General features: G+C 72.0%; 13 protein-coding genes. 9 read left to right on the forward strand and 4 right to left on the reverse strand.

The features are described 5' to 3' along the window. The coding region (locus ABT336_RS03190) for a multicopper oxidase family protein (RefSeq protein ID WP_350894836.1) at positions 1-1,891 on the reverse strand (1,891 nt) is incomplete at its 3' end. Between the two features lie 209 nt (positions 1,892-2,100). Here ABT336_RS03190 and ABT336_RS03195 point away from each other — a divergent pair. Further along, complete coding sequence (locus tag ABT336_RS03195) at positions 2,101-2,469, forward strand: hypothetical protein (protein ID WP_350894837.1); 369 nt, start codon at positions 2,101-2,103, stop codon at positions 2,467-2,469. Here ABT336_RS03195 and ABT336_RS03200 read toward each other — a convergent pair. Next, the gene (locus ABT336_RS03200; protein WP_350894838.1) at positions 2,444-2,821 is read right to left on the reverse strand and encodes a cytidine/deoxycytidylate deaminase family protein; all 378 of its coding nucleotides are present in this window, start codon (positions 2,819-2,821) and stop codon (positions 2,444-2,446) included. The two genes, ABT336_RS03195 and ABT336_RS03200, sit on opposite strands and share 26 nt — an antisense overlap. 171 nt (positions 2,822-2,992) lie before the next feature. On the opposite strand from ABT336_RS03200, the gene hrpA reads away from it, so the two are divergent. Further along, positions 2,993-7,057, forward strand: coding sequence for an ATP-dependent RNA helicase HrpA (gene hrpA, locus ABT336_RS03205; protein WP_350894839.1), 4,065 nt, complete (start codon positions 2,993-2,995; stop codon positions 7,055-7,057). A gap of 64 nt (positions 7,058-7,121) precedes the next feature. Here the strand turns inward: hrpA and ABT336_RS03210 are convergent, their stop codons facing one another. Further along, positions 7,122-8,051, reverse strand: coding sequence for a LysR family transcriptional regulator (locus ABT336_RS03210; RefSeq protein ID WP_350894840.1), 930 nt, complete (start codon positions 8,049-8,051; stop codon positions 7,122-7,124). A 78-nt stretch (positions 8,052-8,129) separates the two neighbouring features. Here ABT336_RS03210 and ABT336_RS03215 point away from each other — a divergent pair, with 78 nt between their 5' ends. From ABT336_RS03215 to ABT336_RS03245, 7 genes are all read left to right on the forward strand, one after another. After that, positions 8,130-8,819 (forward strand): succinate dehydrogenase cytochrome b subunit, encoded by a 690-nt coding sequence (locus ABT336_RS03215; RefSeq protein WP_350894841.1) that lies wholly within the window; start codon positions 8,130-8,132, stop codon positions 8,817-8,819. 1 nt (position 8,820) lies between these two features. Further along, a complete protein-coding gene (locus tag ABT336_RS03220) occupies positions 8,821-10,758 on the forward strand; it encodes a fumarate reductase/succinate dehydrogenase flavoprotein subunit (protein WP_350894842.1) in 1,938 nt (645 codons plus the stop codon). Then, positions 10,755-11,516 carry a succinate dehydrogenase/fumarate reductase iron-sulfur subunit gene (locus ABT336_RS03225; RefSeq protein WP_350894843.1) on the forward strand — a complete coding sequence of 254 codons (762 nt, stop codon included), beginning with the start codon at positions 10,755-10,757 and terminating at the stop codon, positions 11,514-11,516. Before ABT336_RS03220 ends, ABT336_RS03225 begins: the two co-directional genes overlap by 4 nt. A gap of 338 nt (positions 11,517-11,854) precedes the next feature. Next, positions 11,855-13,039: a zinc-dependent alcohol dehydrogenase gene (locus tag ABT336_RS03230; protein ID WP_350894845.1), complete on the forward strand. Its 1,185-nt coding sequence runs from the start codon at positions 11,855-11,857 to the stop codon at positions 13,037-13,039. Then, positions 13,036-13,950, forward strand: a complete 915-nt coding sequence (locus tag ABT336_RS03235) for an SDR family NAD(P)-dependent oxidoreductase (protein ID WP_350894846.1) — start codon at positions 13,036-13,038, stop codon at positions 13,948-13,950. The genes ABT336_RS03230 and ABT336_RS03235 overlap by 4 nt, the downstream gene beginning before the upstream one ends. Beyond that, entirely contained in the window at positions 13,947-14,852 is a 906-nt protein-coding gene (locus ABT336_RS03240) for a serine hydrolase (RefSeq protein WP_350894847.1), read from the forward strand. The genes ABT336_RS03235 and ABT336_RS03240 overlap by 4 nt, the downstream gene beginning before the upstream one ends. A 37-nt stretch (positions 14,853-14,889) precedes the next feature. After that, positions 14,890-16,032 carry an MBL fold metallo-hydrolase gene (locus ABT336_RS03245; protein WP_350894848.1) on the forward strand — a complete coding sequence of 381 codons (1,143 nt, stop codon included), beginning with the start codon at positions 14,890-14,892 and terminating at the stop codon, positions 16,030-16,032. A gap of 28 nt (positions 16,033-16,060) precedes the next feature. Here ABT336_RS03245 and ABT336_RS03250 read toward each other — a convergent pair whose 3' ends face one another. After that, a complete protein-coding gene (locus ABT336_RS03250) occupies positions 16,061-17,572 on the reverse strand; it encodes a deoxyguanosinetriphosphate triphosphohydrolase family protein (protein WP_350894849.1) in 1,512 nt (503 codons plus the stop codon). Between the last annotated feature and the right edge of the window lie 83 nt (positions 17,573-17,655).

Here is a 17,655-nt window from a genome sequence, read left to right on the forward strand (position 1 = left end):
GCGGGCGGTCCCCACCGCCGCCGCCGGCCTCGACGGCACCGGCGGGCAGGACCACGTAGGGGCGCATCATCTCGTTGTCCTCGTGTTCGAGGATGTGGCAGTGCCAGGCATACCGGCCGGGCAGGTCGAACCGGGCCTTGATCTGGGTCACCGTCCCGGGGAAGACCGGCACCGTGTCGTGCAGGCCCCGCTCGGTCGGGCCGGGCGGGCGGATCCGGGACCGACCCCGGCCGACCACCTCGAACTGCACCTGGTGCAGGTGGACCGGATGGGTCTCGCCGGTGAAGTTGTGCAGTTCCCAGATCTCGGTGGCACCCAGCTCGACCTGCTCGGTGACCGGCTCGTCCCAGGTCAGGGGGACTCCCCGCCCCCGTTCGTCGACGACGCCCAGCAGCGGCTGGAACCCGCCCCCACCGTGGTCACCGGAGCGGGCGTGCAGCAACGCCAGTCGGCGTACCCGGTCGGCCGCACCGAGCCGGGGTGGTGCCGGCAGGCGGAGCTGATCTGGTGGGACCGACCGGTCCGGCCCGGTCCGCTCGGTGACCACGAACTTCAACACCTGCCCGGTGGTGTGCGGATCCGCCTCCACCGGGTTGTCGCCGTGTGCCTGCGACCCGTCCGGCCCCTCGTTGACCAGGTAGAGCTCGGTGCCCGGCGGCACCTCGGAGAAGTCGACGACCACGTCGACCCGGGCCCCGATGCTCAGCGGGACCGCACCCAGTTCCACCGGCTCGGGCAGGAAGCCGCCGTCGCTGCCGACCTGCCAGATCGGCAGCACCGGCCGGGCCGGGCGGACGGCGGGATCGGTCACCACCGACACCCTGAGGAACCGGCTGTTGCAGCCGTTGAGCAGCCGGAACCGGTACCGCCGCCGCTGCACCGACAGCACCGGCCAGGTGGCCCCGTTGACGACGATGGTGTCGCCGAAGAAGGACGGCTGCCACCGTGGCACACCCCCGGTGGCCCCCGACAGTCCGTCCGGGTAGTAAAGCTGCCCGTCGGCGCGGAACGACCGGTCCTGGATGAGCAGCACGATCTCGTACGGACCGCCGCCGAGGTCCGTACCCGGGTCGGCCGGGCCGGGTAGCACCCCGGACGGCAGGTCGCTGTCGCCGCCCCGGAGCAGGTAGAAGCCGGCCGCCCCGGCGTACACGCTCAGTCGGGTCAGGCCGAGGCAGTGGTCGTGGTACCACAGGGCGGTGGCCCGCTGGTCGTTGCCGTACTCGAACTGGGCCGCCCCGGGCGACCAGCGCGCACCGCCCGCCTCCACCGACCGGGCCTCGAACTCCGCGTAGGACCGACCCACCCGGGCGTAGGCGGTGGGGAGGTCCCGGGCGGTCGGCAGGTACCAGGCGTCCGGGTAGCCGTCGGCCTCCTCCCGGTTGTGGCCGCCGTGCAGGTGGACCACCATCGGCACCGGCCCGGCGTACCGGCTCGGCGTACCGGCGTGGCCCGCACCGGCCGGGTCGGCCCAGTGCACCGTCGGGTCCACCGGCAGCAGGTGGGGCAGGTAGCGACCGTCACCGTCGACGAGTTCGTTGAGCCAGGTCACCCGCACCGGCCGGTCGACCCGGGCCTCGACGGTGCGGGCCGGGTAGTGGAACGTGCCGGGGTGGGCGGCGGAGCCGAACCCCCAGACCTGTGTCGTCGGCAGCGGTGCCGGGAGGACCTGCTGACGGAACTGACGCAGCGCGACGGCGTACTCGTCCGCCTCTCCGTCGGTGCGCAGCGCCGGCATGACCCCGGGCACCGGCAGCCGGGTGACGTACTTGGGTATCGCTGTGGCGTCCAGACGGGGGGTCAGGTCCCGGGCGGCACCCCACCCCACCGGCACCAGAGCCGCCGCACCGCCCGCCGCCCCCATGAGGAGCACCTGCCTCCGTGTGACCACGCCGCGTCCCTTCCTCGGAGCCGTCCGTCAAGTCGAGCAAACCTCACTTAGTGCCCCACGGTTCGCCATGAAGTCGCTATCACCCATTCAGGAATCAATCGTCGGCGGCAAACCCGAGCGCGGACGACCCGGGGATACACCCTGGGGCAGGGCACGGATCGACCTGCGGTAGGAGCTACCGCCCCGGTACGTGCCCTACCGTCGATGTCATGACGCGACGTGACGGGAACTCCCGACGGTTGATCGGTGCGGCACTGGTCACCATGGTGTTCGCCCTGACCCTGCTGGCTCTGGGCTGGTGGGTCCGGGGCTGGGAGTACGACCCCGACCGCAGCCGTTACCTCGACCCCGCCTGGTGGGTCGGGAGCCTGACCAGTGGGCTGGGCTACCTCGCGATCAGCCCCACCGGCCTCAAGGTGGCCCTGCTCGTGATCGGCGCCCCGGCCGCCGCCGCCCTCTGGCTGCGGCGGCGCAACACGACCGACCACCGGCCCCCGAGCGACCAGGCCGATCACCCCGCCCAGGGCGACCCGGACGCCTCGACCGGGGTGGTCAGGTCCCGGGTGGAAGGTCGGTGACCGCGACGACCTCGGGGGCGTCCACCGGCCCGACGATCACCCGCAGCGCCGGGAGGCGGTCGGCCAGCAGCCGACGGCACCTGTCGCAGGGGGCGACGACCTGCCGGCCCCGGTCGCCGACCGTCACGAGGGTCTCCAGCGCGCCGACGTTCTGGGTGACCGCCGCGCCGAGGGTGACCACCTCGGCGCAGGTGTCCCCGGTGGGGTGCACGACGTTCACACCGGAGACGATCCGACCGTCGGCGGTACGCGCCGCTGTGGCGAGGGTGTGGGCGGCGCTGCGGCACCGCAGCTTGGCCACCGCGGCGGCAGCCTGCACCAGTGCCCGGTCCGTGTCGCGCAACGTCGTCATCCCGCCCCCAGGGTCGCCCGTCGATCGACGGTCAAGCCTAGACGGGGCCGTCCGGACGGAAACCACTGGCGCTCGGGGCGGGACCGGCAGGCGCTCCAGGCGGAACCGAGGGGCACTCCGGGCGGAACCCACGGGCGCTGCGGCGGACGGCTGCCTATCCTTGGCGACGTCATGCAGACTCCACCAGTACCGGCCGCGACCGACACCGTCCGCGAGCTGCACCGCCGCCTGTCCCCTCTGATCTTCGACGACCAGCGTCGGCTGCGCCGTCGGCTCGACGGCGTCCGACGGCTGCGTGACCCGCAGCGACGCGACGAGGCGTTGGCCGAGATCACCGCAGACGTGGGCCGGGCCGAGGCCCGGCTGGCCACCCGACAGGCCGCCGTACCCACTGTCACCTATCCGGTCGGCCTGCCGGTCAGCGAGCGGGCCGCCGACATCGCCGCGACGATCCGCGACCACCAGGTGGTGATCGTGGCCGGGGAGACCGGGTCCGGCAAGACGACCCAGCTGCCCAAGATCTGCCTGGAGTTGGGGCGCGGGGTGCACGGTCTGATCGGGCACACCCAGCCCCGACGGTTGGCCGCCCGGACCGTCGCCGACCGGATCGCCGCCGAACTCGGCACCGAACTCGGGGACGTGGTCGGCTACAAGGTCCGCTTCAACGACCAGGTGAGCGACCGGAGCCTGGTCAAGCTGATGACCGACGGCATCCTCCTGGCCGAGTTGCAGACCGACCGGATGCTGCGCCGGTACGACACCCTGATCATCGACGAGGCGCACGAGCGCAGCCTCAACATCGACTTCATCCTCGGGTACCTGCGGCAGCTGCTGCCCCGCCGTCCCGACCTGAAGGTGGTCATCACCTCGGCGACCATCGAGACGGACCGGTTCGCCAAGCACTTCGCCGACGCCGAGGGCCGCCCGGCCCCGGTGGTCGAGGTCTCCGGGCGGACGTACCCGGTCGAGGTCAGGTACCGGCCGCTGGTCGAGGTGGCCGAGACCGACGAGGACGACGCCGCCGACGAGGAGAACGTCAGGGACCAGATCCAGGCCATCGGGGACGCGGTCGAGGAGTTGGCCGCCGAGGGTCCCGGGGACGTGCTGGTCTTCCTCAGCGGCGAGCGGGAGATCCGGGACACCGCCGAGTCGCTGGGTCGGTTGGTGCAGAAGAAGCGCTCGCTCCTGGGCACCGAGATCCTCCCGTTGTACGCCCGGCTCTCCACCGCCGAGCAGCACCGGGTCTTCGCCCCGCACACCGCGCGTCGGGTGGTCCTCGCCACGAACGTGGCGGAGACCTCCCTGACCGTCCCGGGGATCAAGTACGTCGTCGACCCGGGGACCGCCCGGATCTCCCGATACAGCAACCGGTTGAAGGTGCAGCGGCTGCCGATCGAGCCGGTGTCCCAGGCCTCGGCCAACCAGCGCAAGGGCCGGTGCGGGCGGACCTCGGACGGGATCTGCATCCGCCTCTACGACGAGCAGGACTTCGACAGCCGCCCGGAGTTCACCGACCCGGAGATCCTGCGGACCAACCTCGCCTCGGTCATCCTCCAGATGACGGCGATCGGGCTCGGCGACATCGCCGCCTTCCCGTTCATCGACCCCCCGGACCGGCGCAACGTCACCGACGGCGTCAACCTGCTGCACGAACTGGGCGCCCTGGACCCCACCGAGACCGACGCGGACCGACGCCTCACCTCCCTCGGTCGGCGGCTGGCCCAGCTTCCGGTCGACCCCCGGCTGGCCCGGATGGTCCTGGAGGGCGAGCGCAACGGCTGCGCCACCGAGGTCGTGGTGATCGCCGCCGCGCTCTCCATCCAGGACCCCCGGGAACGACCGGCGGACCGGCAGGCCCAGGCCGACCAGGCGCACGCCCGGTTCGCCGACAAGGAGTCGGACTTCGTCGCCCTGCTCAACCTCTGGCGGTACCTGCGGGAGCAGCAGCAGGCCCTCTCCTCCAGCGCGTTCCGCCGGTTGTGCAAGGCCGAGTACCTCAACTACCTGCGGGTACGGGAGTGGCAGGACATCGTCGGCCAGCTGCGGCAGGTCCTGCGTACCCCGGATCAGGGCGGGACCGGGCGCGGTGGGCGGGCCGGACGCGGGGCCGGGCCGGACGCGGCGGCCCCGGACGGGGGCGGACCCGGCGGGCGACGCGGCGGGGCGGACCTGCCGGAGGAGATCGACACCCCGAAGGTGCACCAGTCCCTGCTGGCCGGGCTCCTGTCCCACCTCGGGCTCAAGGATGCGCAGAAGCACGAGTACCTGGGGGCGCGGGGGGCGAAGTTCGCGCTCTTCCCCGGCTCGGCCCTGTTCAAGAAGCCGCCCCGGTGGGTGATGGCCGCCGAACTGGTGGAGACGTCCCGGCTCTGGGGGCGGGTGGCGGGTCGGATCGAGCCGGAGTGGGTCGAGCCGCTCGCCCAGCACCTGGTCAAACGCAGCTACAGCGAGCCGCACTGGGAGAAGAAGCAGGCGGCGGTGATGGCGTACGAGAAGGTCACCCTGTACGGCGTCCCGATCGTCACCTCCCGGAAGGTCAACTACGGCCGGATCGACCCGGGTATGAGTCGGGAGTTGTTCATCCGACACGCCCTGGTGGAGGGCGACTGGTCCACCCACCACCACTTCTTCGACGACAACAAGCGGCTGCTCGCCGAGGTCGAGGAGTTGGAGAACCGGGCCCGTCGGCGGGACATCCTGGTCGACGACGAGACGGTGTTCCGCTTCTACGACGAGCGGATCCCGGCCGACGTGGTCTCCGGCCGGCACTTCGACACCTGGTGGAAGAAGACCCGACGCGACGAGCCGGACCTGCTCACCTTCACCCGGGAACTGCTTGTCAACGAGGGTCGGGGTGGGGTCGGGGAGGACGACTACCCGGACGAGTGGCGGGCCGAGGGGGTCGCCCTGCCCCTGACGTACCGGTTCGACCCGGGGACGGCTACCGACGGCGTGACAGTGGACATCCCGCTGCCGATGCTCAACCAGGTGCCTACCGACAGTTTCGACTGGCAGGTGCCGGGGTTGCGGGAGGAGCTGGTGGTGGCGCTGATCCGGTCGCTGCCCAAGGCGGTCCGCCGCAACTTCGTGCCGGTTCCGGACCACGCCCGCGACGCCCTCGCCGCGATCACCCCGGGCGAGGAGCCGCTGTTGGACGCGCTGACCCGGCAGCTGCGCCGGATGACCGGGGTGACGGTGCCCCGCGAGGCGTGGGACCTGACCCGGCTCCCGCCGCACCTGCGGGTCACCTTCCGGGTGATCGGCGAGGAGGACCAGCCGGTCGCCGAGGGCAAGGACCTGCCGGCCCTGCAACGTCAGCTCCGCCAGCAGGTACGGCAGGTGGTGGCCGCCGCCGCGCCGGAGGTCACCCGGACCGGGCTGCGGGAGTGGAGCATCGGACCCCTGCCCCGCACCGTCGAGCAGGTCAGGTCCGGGTTCGCGGTGACGGCGTACCCGGCGCTCGTCGACGAGGGCGCCACGGTCGGCGTACGGGTCTTCGACTCCGAGGCCGAGCAGGAGACGGCGCACTGGGCGGGTACCCGGCGGCTCCTGCGGCTGACGGTGCCGTCCCCGGCGAAGATCCTGCAGGGGCGGTTGAGCAACGAGGCGAAGCTGGCCCTCAGCCGCAACCCGCACGGCAGTGTGCAGGCGCTGATCGAGGACGCGGCCGGGGCTGCCGTCGACAGGCTGATCGGGCAGGCCGGTGGCCCGGCCTGGGACGCCGACGGGTTCGCCGCGCTGCGCGACAGCGTCCGGGCCGACCTCGTCGACACGGTGGTGGAGGTGATGGACCGGGTCCGCCGGGTGCTCGCGTCGGCGTACGCGGTCCAGCAGCGGCTCGGTGCGACCCGGAACCTGGCGGTGGTGGCCGCCCTGGCCGACATCCGTCAGCAGCTCGACGCCCTGGTGCACCCGGGTTTCGTCACCGAGGCCGGGTACGCCCGGCTGCCCGATCTGCTGCGCTACCTGACCGCGATCGAGCGGCGGTTGGACCGGCTGCCCGGCAACCCGCAGCGGGACCGGCAGCAGCAGGATCGGATCGCTGCGGTGCAGAAGGAGTACGCGGACCTGCTCGCCGCGCTGCCTGCGGCCCGTCGGCAGTCGACTGCGGCCCGCCAGATCCGGTGGATGATCGAGGAGTTGCGGGTGAACGTGTTCGCCCAGGCGTTGGGGACCCCGTACCCGGTCTCCGAGCAGCGGATCTACCGGGCGATGGACGAGGCCGAGGGGCGGTGAGGTCGGGTCGGTGGGGCCACGGACCTGCCTGGGGTCGCGGCCGGGGTCGGTGGTCCGGGTCGCCTCAGTCGCTGTCGGTGACGACAGTGGTCCCGTCGGCGGCCATGGTGGTCTGCACGTAACCGAGCAGGATCCGGCGCAGCTCCCGGCTGGCCTGGGTGGGCACCGCGTCGCGGCGGCGGGCGAGCGCGACGGTGCGGGTCACCCCGGGCGGGGCGAGCGGGGTGACCCGGATCCCGGGTCGGCGGGCGACCACGATGCCGGGGACCAGGGCCACCCCCAGCCCGGCCTCGACGAAGCTGAGCACGGCGTCCATCTCGCCGCCGTCCACTGTGAAGGAGGGCTCGAATCCGGCCTCCCGGCACGCCTGGAGGGTGACGTCCCGCAGGTCGTAGCCCTCGCGGAACATCACCAGGGGTTGGTCGCGCAGGTCGGTGATGCGCAGTCGACCGGTGGGGCGGGCGGCGGGGAGTTCGTCCAGCGAGGCGACCACCAGGCTCTCCCGCAGGATCGGCTCGGTCCGCAGGCCGGGGTCGGTGCCGTGGGCGGGCAGCACGATCAACGCCAGGTCCAGTGCGCCCCGCAGGAGTCCCCGGACCAGGTCCTGGGAGCCGCCCTCCTCGACCCGGAGTTCCACCGCCGGGTACGCGTCGTGGAAGCGGCGCAGGACCGGCGGGGCCAGGGAGGTGGCCAGGCTCGGGGTGGCCCCGATCCGGACCCAGCCCCGGCGCAGACCGACCAGTTCCTGCACCTCCCGGGTGGCCGTGTCGACGTCGGCGAGGATCCGTCTGGCCAGCGGCAACAGGACCTCCCCGGCGACGGTGAGGGTGATGTTCCCCCTTACCCGTTCGAACAACGGGGCTCCGAGGGTGTTCTCCAAGGCGTGAATTTGCTTACTCAACGACGGCTGGGTGATGCCGACGAGGTCGGCGGCTTGCGTGAAATGTCGTACTTCGGCCACTGTCACGAAGGACTTCAACTGATGCAGCTGCATCTAGATAGCCTATGACTATCAACACTGCGAGTTCGATGCATTGGACGACTGATCCAACAAGCTCCTAGCGTCGATCTCGTGGTAGTCACGAGAACGCGGTCGCCGATCCGCTCCAACGTCGGCCTCAAGGCCGTCATGGCGGTGTCCGGCATCTTCCTGGTGGGGTTCCTCATCGCGCACATGCTCGGCAACCTGAAGGTCTTCGCCGGCGCGACGTCCTTCGACAGCTACGCGCACTGGCTACGGGACATCGGCAAGCCGATCCTGCCCGGCGTGTGGTTCCTCTGGTTCATGCGGATCGGCCTGGTGGTCGCCGCCGTCGCACACATCTGGGCCGCCACCACCCTGGCGCTGCGGGCCCGCGCCGCCCGCCCGGTCAAGTACGCCCACCGCAAGAAGGTCCGGGGCAGCTACGCGGCCCGCACCATGCGGTGGGGCGGTGTGATCATCCTGCTCTTCCTGATCTACCACATCCTGGACCTGACCACCGGGACGTTGAACCCGGTCGGCGACCCGAACCGCCCGTACGCCAACGTCGTCGCCGGATTCGCCCCCGAGCGCTGGTACGTCACGCTCTTCTACACCCTGGCCGTGGTGGCCCTCGGGTTCCACCTGCGGCACGGGGTGTTCAGCGCACTGCGCAGCCTCGGTCAGCAGACCCCGAACGGTGAGCGCCGCGCCCGGCTGGTGGCCCTGGTCTTCGCCGTCGTGCTCAGCGCCGGCTTCCTGCTGGTCCCGTTCGCCGTACTCACCGGATTGGTGGCCTGAGATGGATCTCTACACCGAGGGCGACCCGATCGCCGACGCCAAGGCGCCGGACGGTCCCGTCGAGACCCGCTGGGAGCGTCGCCGCTTCGAGGCCAAGCTGGTCAACCCGGCCAACCGCCGCAAGATGACGGTGATCGTGGTGGGCACCGGCCTCGCCGGCGGTGCCGCCGCGGCCACCCTGGGCGAGCAGGGGTACCGGGTCAAGTCCTACTGCTACCAGGACAGCCCCCGCCGGGCCCACTCGATCGCCGCCCAGGGCGGCATCAACGCCGCCAAGAACTACCGCAACGACGGCGACTCGATCCACCGGCTCTTCTACGACACCGTCAAGGGCGGCGACTTCCGCTCCCGGGAGTCGAACGTGCACCGGTTGGCCGAGGTCTCGGTCAACATCATCGACCAGTGCGTCGCCCAGGGTGTCCCCTTCGCCCGCGAGTACGGCGGGCTGCTCGACACCCGCTCCTTCGGCGGGGCGCAGGTGCAGCGGACCTTCTACGCCCGGGGGCAGACGGGTCAGCAGCTCCTGCTCGGCGCGTACCAGGCCCTGGAGCGGCAGATCGGCCTGGGCAACGTGGAGATGAACACCCGGCACGAGATGCTGGAGCTGATCCTCGTCGACGGCAAGGCCCGGGGCATCGTGGTCCGGGACATGGTCACCGGTGAGATCACCACCGAGATGGCCGACGCCGTGGTGCTCGCCTCCGGCGGGTACGGCAACGTCTTCTACCTCTCCACCAACGCCAAGGGCTGCAACGTCACCGCCACCTGGCGGGCCCACCGCAAGGGCGCGTACTTCGCCAACCCCTGCTACACCCAGATCCACCCGACCTGCATCCCGGTCTCCGGCGACCACCAGTCGAAGCTGACCCTGATGAGCGAGTCGCTGCGCAACGACGGCCGGGTGTGGGTGCCCAAGACCAAGGGCGACGACCGCAACCCGAAGGACATCCCCGAGGACGAGCGGGACTACTACCTGGAGCGGATCTACCCCTCCTTCGGCAACCTGGTCCCCCGGGACATCGCCTCCCGGGCCGCCAAGAACGTCTGCGACGACGGGCGGGGCGTCGGCCCGACCAAGCTCGGGGTCTACCTCGACTTCGCCGACGCGATCACCCGCCTCGGCCGCAAGGCCGTCGAGGCCAAGTACGGCAACCTCTTCGAGATGTACGAGCGGATCACCGGCGAGGACCCGTACGAGGTCCCGATGCGGATCTACCCCGCCGTGCACTACACGATGGGCGGCCTCTGGGTCGACTACGACCTCCAGTCGAGCGTCCCGGGCCTGTTCGTGATCGGTGAGGCGAACTTCTCCGACCACGGCGCGAACCGGCTCGGCGCGTCGGCGCTGATGCAGGGGCTCGCCGACGGGTACTTCGTGCTCCCCAGCACGATCGCCAACTACCTGGCGGCCGGCCCGTTCGAGAAGGTCGACGGGAGTCACCCGGCGGCGGTCGAGGCCCGCGCCGACGTGGAGGACCGGATCCAGCGACTGCTGGCCGTCGACGGCGACCGGACCGTGGACTCGTTCCACCGGGAGCTCGGCCAGATCATGTGGGAACACTGCGGGATGGAGCGGACCGAGGCCGGGCTGCGCAAGGCGATCGACGAGATCCGCAGCCTGCGCGAGCAGTTCTGGAAGCGGGTCAAGGTGTCGGGCACCGGCGAGGGGCTCAACCAGTCGCTGGAGAAGGCCGGCCGGGTGGCCGACTTCTTCGAGCTGGCCGAGCTGATGTGCATCGACGCCCTGCACCGCGAGGAGTCCTGCGGTGGGCACTTCCGGGGTGAGCACCAGACCCCGGAGGGCGAGGCGCAGCGCGACGACGAGAAGTTCGCGTACGTGGCGGCGTGGGAGTTCACCGCGACCGGGCAGCCGTCGGTGCTGCACAAGGAAGACCTGAAGTTCGAATACGTCCACCCGACGCAGCGGAGCTACAAGTGAACCTGACCCTGCGCATCTGGCGCCAGTCCGGCCCCCAGGACAAGGGTCGGATGGTGACCTACAAGGTCGAAGACGTCTCTGCGGACATGTCGTTCCTGGAGATGCTCGACGTGCTCAACGAGCGGCTGATCCTGGCCGGCGAGGAGCCGGTCGCCTTCGACCACGACTGCCGCGAGGGCATCTGCGGCATGTGCGGCCTCATGATCAACGGTGACGCGCACGGACCGCAGCGCGGCACCACCGCCTGTCAGCTGCACATGCGGCAGTTCTCCGACGGCGAGACGATCGACATCGAGCCGTGGCGGGCCCAGGCATTCCCGGTCATCAAGGACCTGGTGGTGAACCGGGAGGCGTTCGACGACATCATCGCCGCCGGTGGCTACGTGACGGTGCCGACCGGAAGTGCCCCCGAGGCCCACTCGGTGCCGGTGGCGAAGGCCCACGCCGACGCCGCCTTCGAGTCGGCCGCCTGCATCGGCTGCGGCGCCTGCGTCGCGGCCTGCCCGAACGGCTCCGGGATGCTCTTCACCGCAGCCAAGGTGACCCAGCTGTCGCTGCTGCCGCAGGGGCAGCCGGAGCGGTACACCCGGGTGATCGGGATGGTCGACGCACACGACGAGGCCGGCTTCGGTGGCTGCACCAACGCCGGTGAGTGCACTGTGGTCTGCCCCAAGGGCATCCCGCTGAGCACCATCGGCCGGCTCAACCGCGACTACCTGGCGGCCAGCGCCAAGCGGGGCGACACCCCGGGCACCTGAGCTTTCCCCTCCGGGCCGCCGCGGTGCGGCCCCGCCGACGCGACGACCACCGGCGTCCATGCTCCCCGGAGCTGGACGCCGGTGGCGTTTTCGACTCGTCGGCACCTGCGCCGCCGAGATGGTGGACGCCGCCCACGTCGTCGAGGTGTACAACGCGCTGTCTGCACCTAAGGAAGGTGCTGGTCACCGGGGGAGGGGGAATCCGGGTGCCCGGGTGGTCGAGGGTGCAACGTTGCGGCGGTGCGGGGCGGGCCAGGGTTCAAGGGCTGCAACACGGGTAGCACCTCGTACGGACCAGGACCGCGATACGGGCTCCGAGACGACGGGAAGGCAGCCGCATGAAGGCACTGACGTGGCACGGTAAGCGGGACGTCCGGGTGGAGGAGGTGCCCGACCCGCGCATCGAGGAGCCGACCGACGCCGTCGTCCGGATCACCTCGACCGCGATCTGTGGCTCCGACCTGCACCTGTACGAGGTGCTCGGCCCCTACCTGAACCCGGGTGACGTGCTGGGGCACGAACCGATGGGGATCGTCGAGGAGGTGGGGCCGGAGGTGACCCACCTGCGCCCCGGTGACCGGGTGGTGATCCCGTTCAACATCGCCTGCGGCTCCTGTTGGATGTGCCGCCGACAGCTCTACGCCCAGTGCGAGACCACCCAGGTCCGGGCGCAGGGCAAGGGGGCCAGCCTGTTCGGGTACACCTCGCTCTACGGGTCGGTGCCGGGCGGGCAGGCCGAGTACCTGCGCGTACCGCAGGCGCACTTCGGGCCGATCAAGGTCCCGGAGAGCGGACCGGACGAACGCTACCTCTACCTCTCCGACATCCTGCCGACCGCCTGGCAGGCGGTGAAGTACGCCGACGTGCCGCGCGGGGGGACCCTCGCCGTGTTCGGTCTCGGGCCGGTGGGGCAGCTCTGCGCCCGGATCGGGCGGCACCTCGGGGCCGAGCGGGTGATCGGCCTGGACCTGGTGCCCGAGCGGTTGGAGATGGCCCGTCGGCACGGGATCGAGGTCGTCGACGTCAACAAGCTCAGCGACGTACCGGAGGCGCTGATCGCCCTGGTCGACGGGCGGGGTCCGGACGCGGTGATCGACGCGGTCGGGATGGAGGCGCACGGGTCCACTCCCGGCAAGGTGGCCCAGGCCGCCGTCGGGCTGCTCCCCGACGCCGTCGCCCAACCCATGATCGACAAGGTCGGCGGGGACCGGCTGGTGGTGCTCAAGGCGGCGTTGAAGGCCGTCCGGCGGGGCGGGACCGTCTCCATCTCCGGGGTGTACGGCGGGGAGGCCGACCCGCTGCCGCTGATGGAGATGTTCGACAGGGGCATCCAGGTCCGGATGGGTCAGTGCCACGTCCGGCGGTGGACCGACGAGATCCTCCCGCTGCTCGCCGGGGACGACGACCCGCTGGGTGTGGAGGATCTGATGACCCACCGGATGCCGCTGGCCGACGCCCCGCAGGCGTACCAGATGTTCCAGGACAAGACCGACGGATGCGTCAAGGTCGTGCTGCAACCGTGAACCGGACGGTGGTGGTCACCGGCGCGACGAGCGGGATCGGCCGGGCGGCGGCCCGGGCGTTCGCCGCCCGCGGCGACCGGCTGGTCCTCGCCGCCCGCTCCCCCGAGGCCCTCGACCAGGTACGCGCCGAGTGCCGGGCGGTCGGCGCGACGGTCCGCACGGTGCCCACCGACATCACCGACTCGGCACGGGTCGAGGAGCTTGCCGACACGGCGGAGCGGGAGTTCGGCCGGATCGACGTGTGGGCGCACACCGCAGCGGTGATGGCGTACGGCCGGTTCGAGGAGATCCCGGAGCGGGTCTTCGAGCAGGTGATCCGGACCGATCTGCTGGGCGCGGCGGTGGTGGCCCGGGAGGCGCTGCGGCGGCTACGGGCCACCGGGGGCGGCACCCTCGTCCTCACCGGTTCGGTGCTCGGTCACATCACCGCGCCGTACATGAGCGCCTACGTCGCCAGCAAGTGGGGCCTGCACGGGCTGGTCCGGACCCTGCAACAGGAGGGTCGGGACCGACCGGACGTGCGGATCTGCCTGGTCAGCCCGGGGAGCGTGGACACCCCGGTCTACCAGCAGGCGGCCAACTACCTGGGGTGGGCCGGTCGACCACCACCCCCGGCCACCGACGCCCGACGGGTGGCGCGGGCCGTCCTGGACTGCGCCGACCGGCCCCGCCGGGAGGTCTCGGTGGGTCGGCTCAACGGGCTGATGCGACTCGGGTTCACAGTGCTCCCCGGGACGTACGACGTCCTGGTCGGACCGCTGATGCGCCGGGTCGGGCTGACCGGGGAGCGGATCGGTCCGCACGACGGGGTGGTCTTCGCCCCGGCACCGGCCGGGTCGGCGGTCCGAGGTGGGTGGGGATCCGGCCTGACCGGGCTGGTCCGGCTGGTCCGGACCCTGCGGTCCCTGTGAGCGGCCGGTCCGCCGCCGACCGCCGGACGGCGACAGCCCTGCGGCGGGTGGCCGCCGGATACGCCCGGCACCGGGACCAAGCCGGCGGAACCTGGCGGGCGTACGTCAGCGTCGCCGGGCCGGACGGGACACCCCGGGAGGCGGTGGCCGAGGAGCCGGACACCCCCGTCGAGGCGTACAGCGTCAACAAGGTCGCGGTGGCGGTGGCGGTGTTGGACCTGGTCGACCGGGGACAGGTCGCCCTCGACCGGCGCATCGAGGTCACCCGGGACGTCGTGGTGCCCGGGTCGGACGGGATCTTCGCCCTGGACGGGGCCTGGCCGAGCACCGTCACCCTCGGTCACGCGCTGGCGAACCTGCTCACCGTCTCCGACGACACGGCGGTCCGACTCTGTGGGCTGGTCTGCCCGGCCGACCTGGTCAACCGGATCCTGCGGGACAAGGGCCGACCGGAGACCCAGGTCCGACCGGCGGCCGACCCGCACCGGTTCCACCTGGGCACCACCACCGCCCGGGGCACCCACGACCTGCTGCGGGGGTTGGCCACCGGGGCACTGCTCTCGGCGGAGTCGACGGGATACCTGTTCGGGTTGCTCCGCTCGCCCGTCGCGTTCACCGACGGGATCCGCCGGGAGATGTCCTCGGCGCAGCGGTCCCGGGTCGCCACCAAGGCGGGCTGGTTCGTCGACGCCCGACACGAGGCCGGGATCGTCTTCGCCGACGACGGGGCGCCGGTGGTGACGTACGCCCTGTTCGCGGCCGGTCAGGCGGGTGCCGACGACTTCGGGGCGACCCACCCGGCGGTCCGGGCCCGGTCCCGGATGGGCAGTGGCCTCCTCGCCGCCGTGGACCAGCTCACCACCGGGCCGGGCGGGCGGGTGCCGCCACCGCCCGTGCCCTAACGTGGAGGACGGCGGTACGGGTGGGAGGACGACGGACATGGCGGGACCGACGGAGCAGGATCCCCGACGGGGTGCGGGGCGGTGGGTGCCCGCCGCAGTGGGTCTGGCCGCCCTGGCCGGACTGGCCTGGGTCGTCCGGGACATCCCGGCGGCCCTCGGGGGTCGGGTCACCGGGGCCCGCGCCGAGCGGGCCGCGCGGTCCCCGCAGTTCCACGACGGCACCTTCCGAAACCGGGGACGGAGCCGGTCGATAGCGGGTGCCCCCGACCGGGACCTGGTCCGGGAGCTGATCTTCGGCAAGCAGCAGCGCCACCCGCGCCGACCGGTTCCGGTGGTACGCCCCGGGGCCGCCCCCACCCCCGGCGACCACGCCGAACTCAACATCGTCTGGTACGGCCACGCCTCCGCCCTGATCGAGATCGAGGGGCGGCGGGTGCTGCTCGACCCGGTGTGGAGCCGACGTTGCTCCCCGTCGTCGGTGGTCGGGCCGAAGCGGCTGCACCAGCCCCCGGTCGAGCTGGCCGACCTGCCCGCGGTGGACGCGGTGCTGATCTCCCACGACCACTACGACCACCTCGACCTCGCCACCGTACGGGCGTTGACCGAGGGGCAGTCCGCGCCGTTCCTGGTGCCGTTGGGGGTGGGCGCCCACCTGGAACGGTGGGGGGTGCCGGAGCACCGGATCGTCGAGCTGGACTGGTCGCAGAGCCACCGGGTGGCCGGGTTGACCATCACCGCCACCGTCGCCCAGCACTTCTCCGGGCGGGGGTTGAGCCGCGACGGCACGCTCTGGAGTTCCTGGGTGGTGGCCGGGGAACGGCGGCGGGTCTACTACACAGGTGACTCGGGCTACTTCGACGGGTACGCCGAGATCGGTGCCGAACACGGCCCCTTCGACGTGACGTTGATGCAGATCGGCGCGTACGACAGGGCGTGGCCGAGCATCCACATGTTCCCCGAGGAGGCCGTCGCCGCCCACGTCGACCTCCGTGGTGACCTGCTGATCCCGGTCCACTGGGCCACCTTCACCCTGGCCCTGCACGACTGGTCCGAACCGGTGGAGCGGCTGGTGGCCGAGGCGGCGACCCGGGGCGTCCGGCTGGCCGTCCCCCGCCCCGGCGAGCGGGTGGTGGTCGACGACCCGCCGCCGGTCGACCGATGGTGGCGCTCGATCACCTGACGGCGTCGGTCGCCCCGAGGTGGTCGGGTCAGAGGACGAAGGCGTCGGTCCAGAGCGCCCCGGAGCGCCCGGAGAGGACGTCGAGCATCGCCACCGCCTGTCCGTCGGTGAGCTGGGCGACGAAGTCGATGATCGCCCGTCCCCGGGCCTTGCCGATCCGGTCGGTGGTCCGGGGGTGCAGTTCGGCCTCGGCCAACTCGACCAGGTCGTGCAGTCGGCGCGGCAGCCGGGAGGTCTCCTCCGGGTCCAGCAGCCACTCCCACAACGCGTCGACCAGGGTGTCCAACAGCCGGGCCTGACCCCGCTGGTGCAGGGCCAGGTCGGGGCGGGCCAGCACGAACCGGTGGTGGACGAACTTGAGGACCTGCACCTCGTGCCACTGGGCCGGGGCGAGCAGGACGTGACCTGAGCGCATCGAGGGCTTGTCGGTGACGGTGATCGAGTCGACCAGTCGGGTGGTCCAGCGGGCGGAGAAGCGGGCCACGTACTGTTCCGCCTCGATCGACCCGTCGAAGGGCAACGCCAACAGTCCCTCGACCAGTTCGGCGCGGACGTGCTCGACGGCGGCGGCGAACGCCTCGTCGTCGGCGATCCAGCCGTCCTTGCGGTGCAGTTGTCGACGGAGCTGTTCGATGGCGGCCCCGGGTCGGCGGGCCACCCCGTCCAGCGCCGGGTCGGTGATCGCCCGGAAGTGGCCGCTCTCCCGCTGCCAGGCCATCAGCTCGGCGGCCACGGTGCCCTGCTGGAGCACCCCCACCCGGTAGAAGTCCTCCACGTCGTGGATGGCGTACGCGATGTCGTCGGCGGTGTCCATCACCGACGCCTCGGGGGTCTGCTGCCAGTCGGCGATCCGCCCGACGAACGGCTCCCGGGCCTGCCGGAGGTCACCCAGCTCCGTGCGGTACGCCCCGAACTTCGACGAGCCGCTGCCCGGGTCGTCCGGCGGTGGGGTGGCCCCACGCGGCGGCGGGTCGAGCAGGCGGGGGTGCGGGTCGGGGTGGTCCAGCCGGGTCCACGGGTACTTCAGCATCGCGGCGCGGACGGCGGCGGTCAGGTCGAGCCCGGTGGTGGCAGCTCCCCGGATCTCGGTGCTGGTGACGATCCGGTACGACTGGGCGTTGCCCTCGAATCCGTCGGTCAGGCCGAGCCGGTTGCGGGCGAGCCGATCCAGTACCCGCTCCCCCAGGTGCCCGAAGGGCGGGTGGCCCAGGTCGTGGGCGAGCGCGGCGGCCTCCACCACGTCCGGGTCACAGCCGCCGAGGGCGGTCAGCAGCTCGCGGTGCCCCTCGTCGGTCCCGAGCCGCTCGGCGATCGCCCGGGCCACCTGGGCGACCTTCAGGCTGTGGGTGAGCCGGTTGTGCACCAGCAGCCCGGATCCGCCGGGACTGACCACCTGGGTGACCCCGGCCAGCCGGGCGAAGAACGGTGAGCTGACGATCCGGTCCCGGTCCGCCCGGAACGGGCTGGCGGCCAGGTCACCGAGGGTGCGGGCACTTCCGCCGAAGAGTCGGCGGGCCCGCGCGTCCGCAGGTGGTTCCATGATCGCCACGCTAGCGCAGACCCGGCGGCGGGGCGACGGGTCACCGGAGCGCGGTGGACACGACAGTCGAGGCCCTGATCGCA

It is taken from the genome of Micromonospora sp. NPDC000207, from assembly GCF_040300925.1.
In the GTDB taxonomy this organism is placed as follows: domain Bacteria; phylum Actinomycetota; class Actinomycetes; order Mycobacteriales; family Micromonosporaceae; genus Micromonospora.

What these genes read in the sequence shown, in the direction of transcription:
- ABT336_RS03245 (WP_350894848.1), top strand. Translation starts at nt 14,890, where the DNA reads ATGGCGGGACCGACGGAGCAGGATCCCCGACGGGGTGCGGGGCGGTGG.
- ABT336_RS03195 (WP_350894837.1), top strand. Translation starts at nt 2,101, where the DNA reads ATGACGCGACGTGACGGGAACTCCCGACGGTTGATCGGTGCGGCACTG.
- ABT336_RS03210 (WP_350894840.1), bottom strand. Translation starts at nt 8,051, where the DNA reads ATGCAGCTGCATCAGTTGAAGTCCTTCGTGACAGTGGCCGAAGTACGA.
- ABT336_RS03250 (WP_350894849.1), bottom strand. Translation starts at nt 17,572, where the DNA reads ATGGAACCACCTGCGGACGCGCGGGCCCGCCGACTCTTCGGCGGAAGT.
- ABT336_RS03230 (WP_350894845.1), top strand. Translation starts at nt 11,855, where the DNA reads ATGAAGGCACTGACGTGGCACGGTAAGCGGGACGTCCGGGTGGAGGAG.
- ABT336_RS03200 (WP_350894838.1), bottom strand. Translation starts at nt 2,821, where the DNA reads ATGACGACGTTGCGCGACACGGACCGGGCACTGGTGCAGGCTGCCGCC.
- hrpA (WP_350894839.1), top strand. Translation starts at nt 2,993, where the DNA reads ATGCAGACTCCACCAGTACCGGCCGCGACCGACACCGTCCGCGAGCTG.
- ABT336_RS03220 (WP_350894842.1), top strand. Translation starts at nt 8,821, where the DNA reads ATGGATCTCTACACCGAGGGCGACCCGATCGCCGACGCCAAGGCGCCG.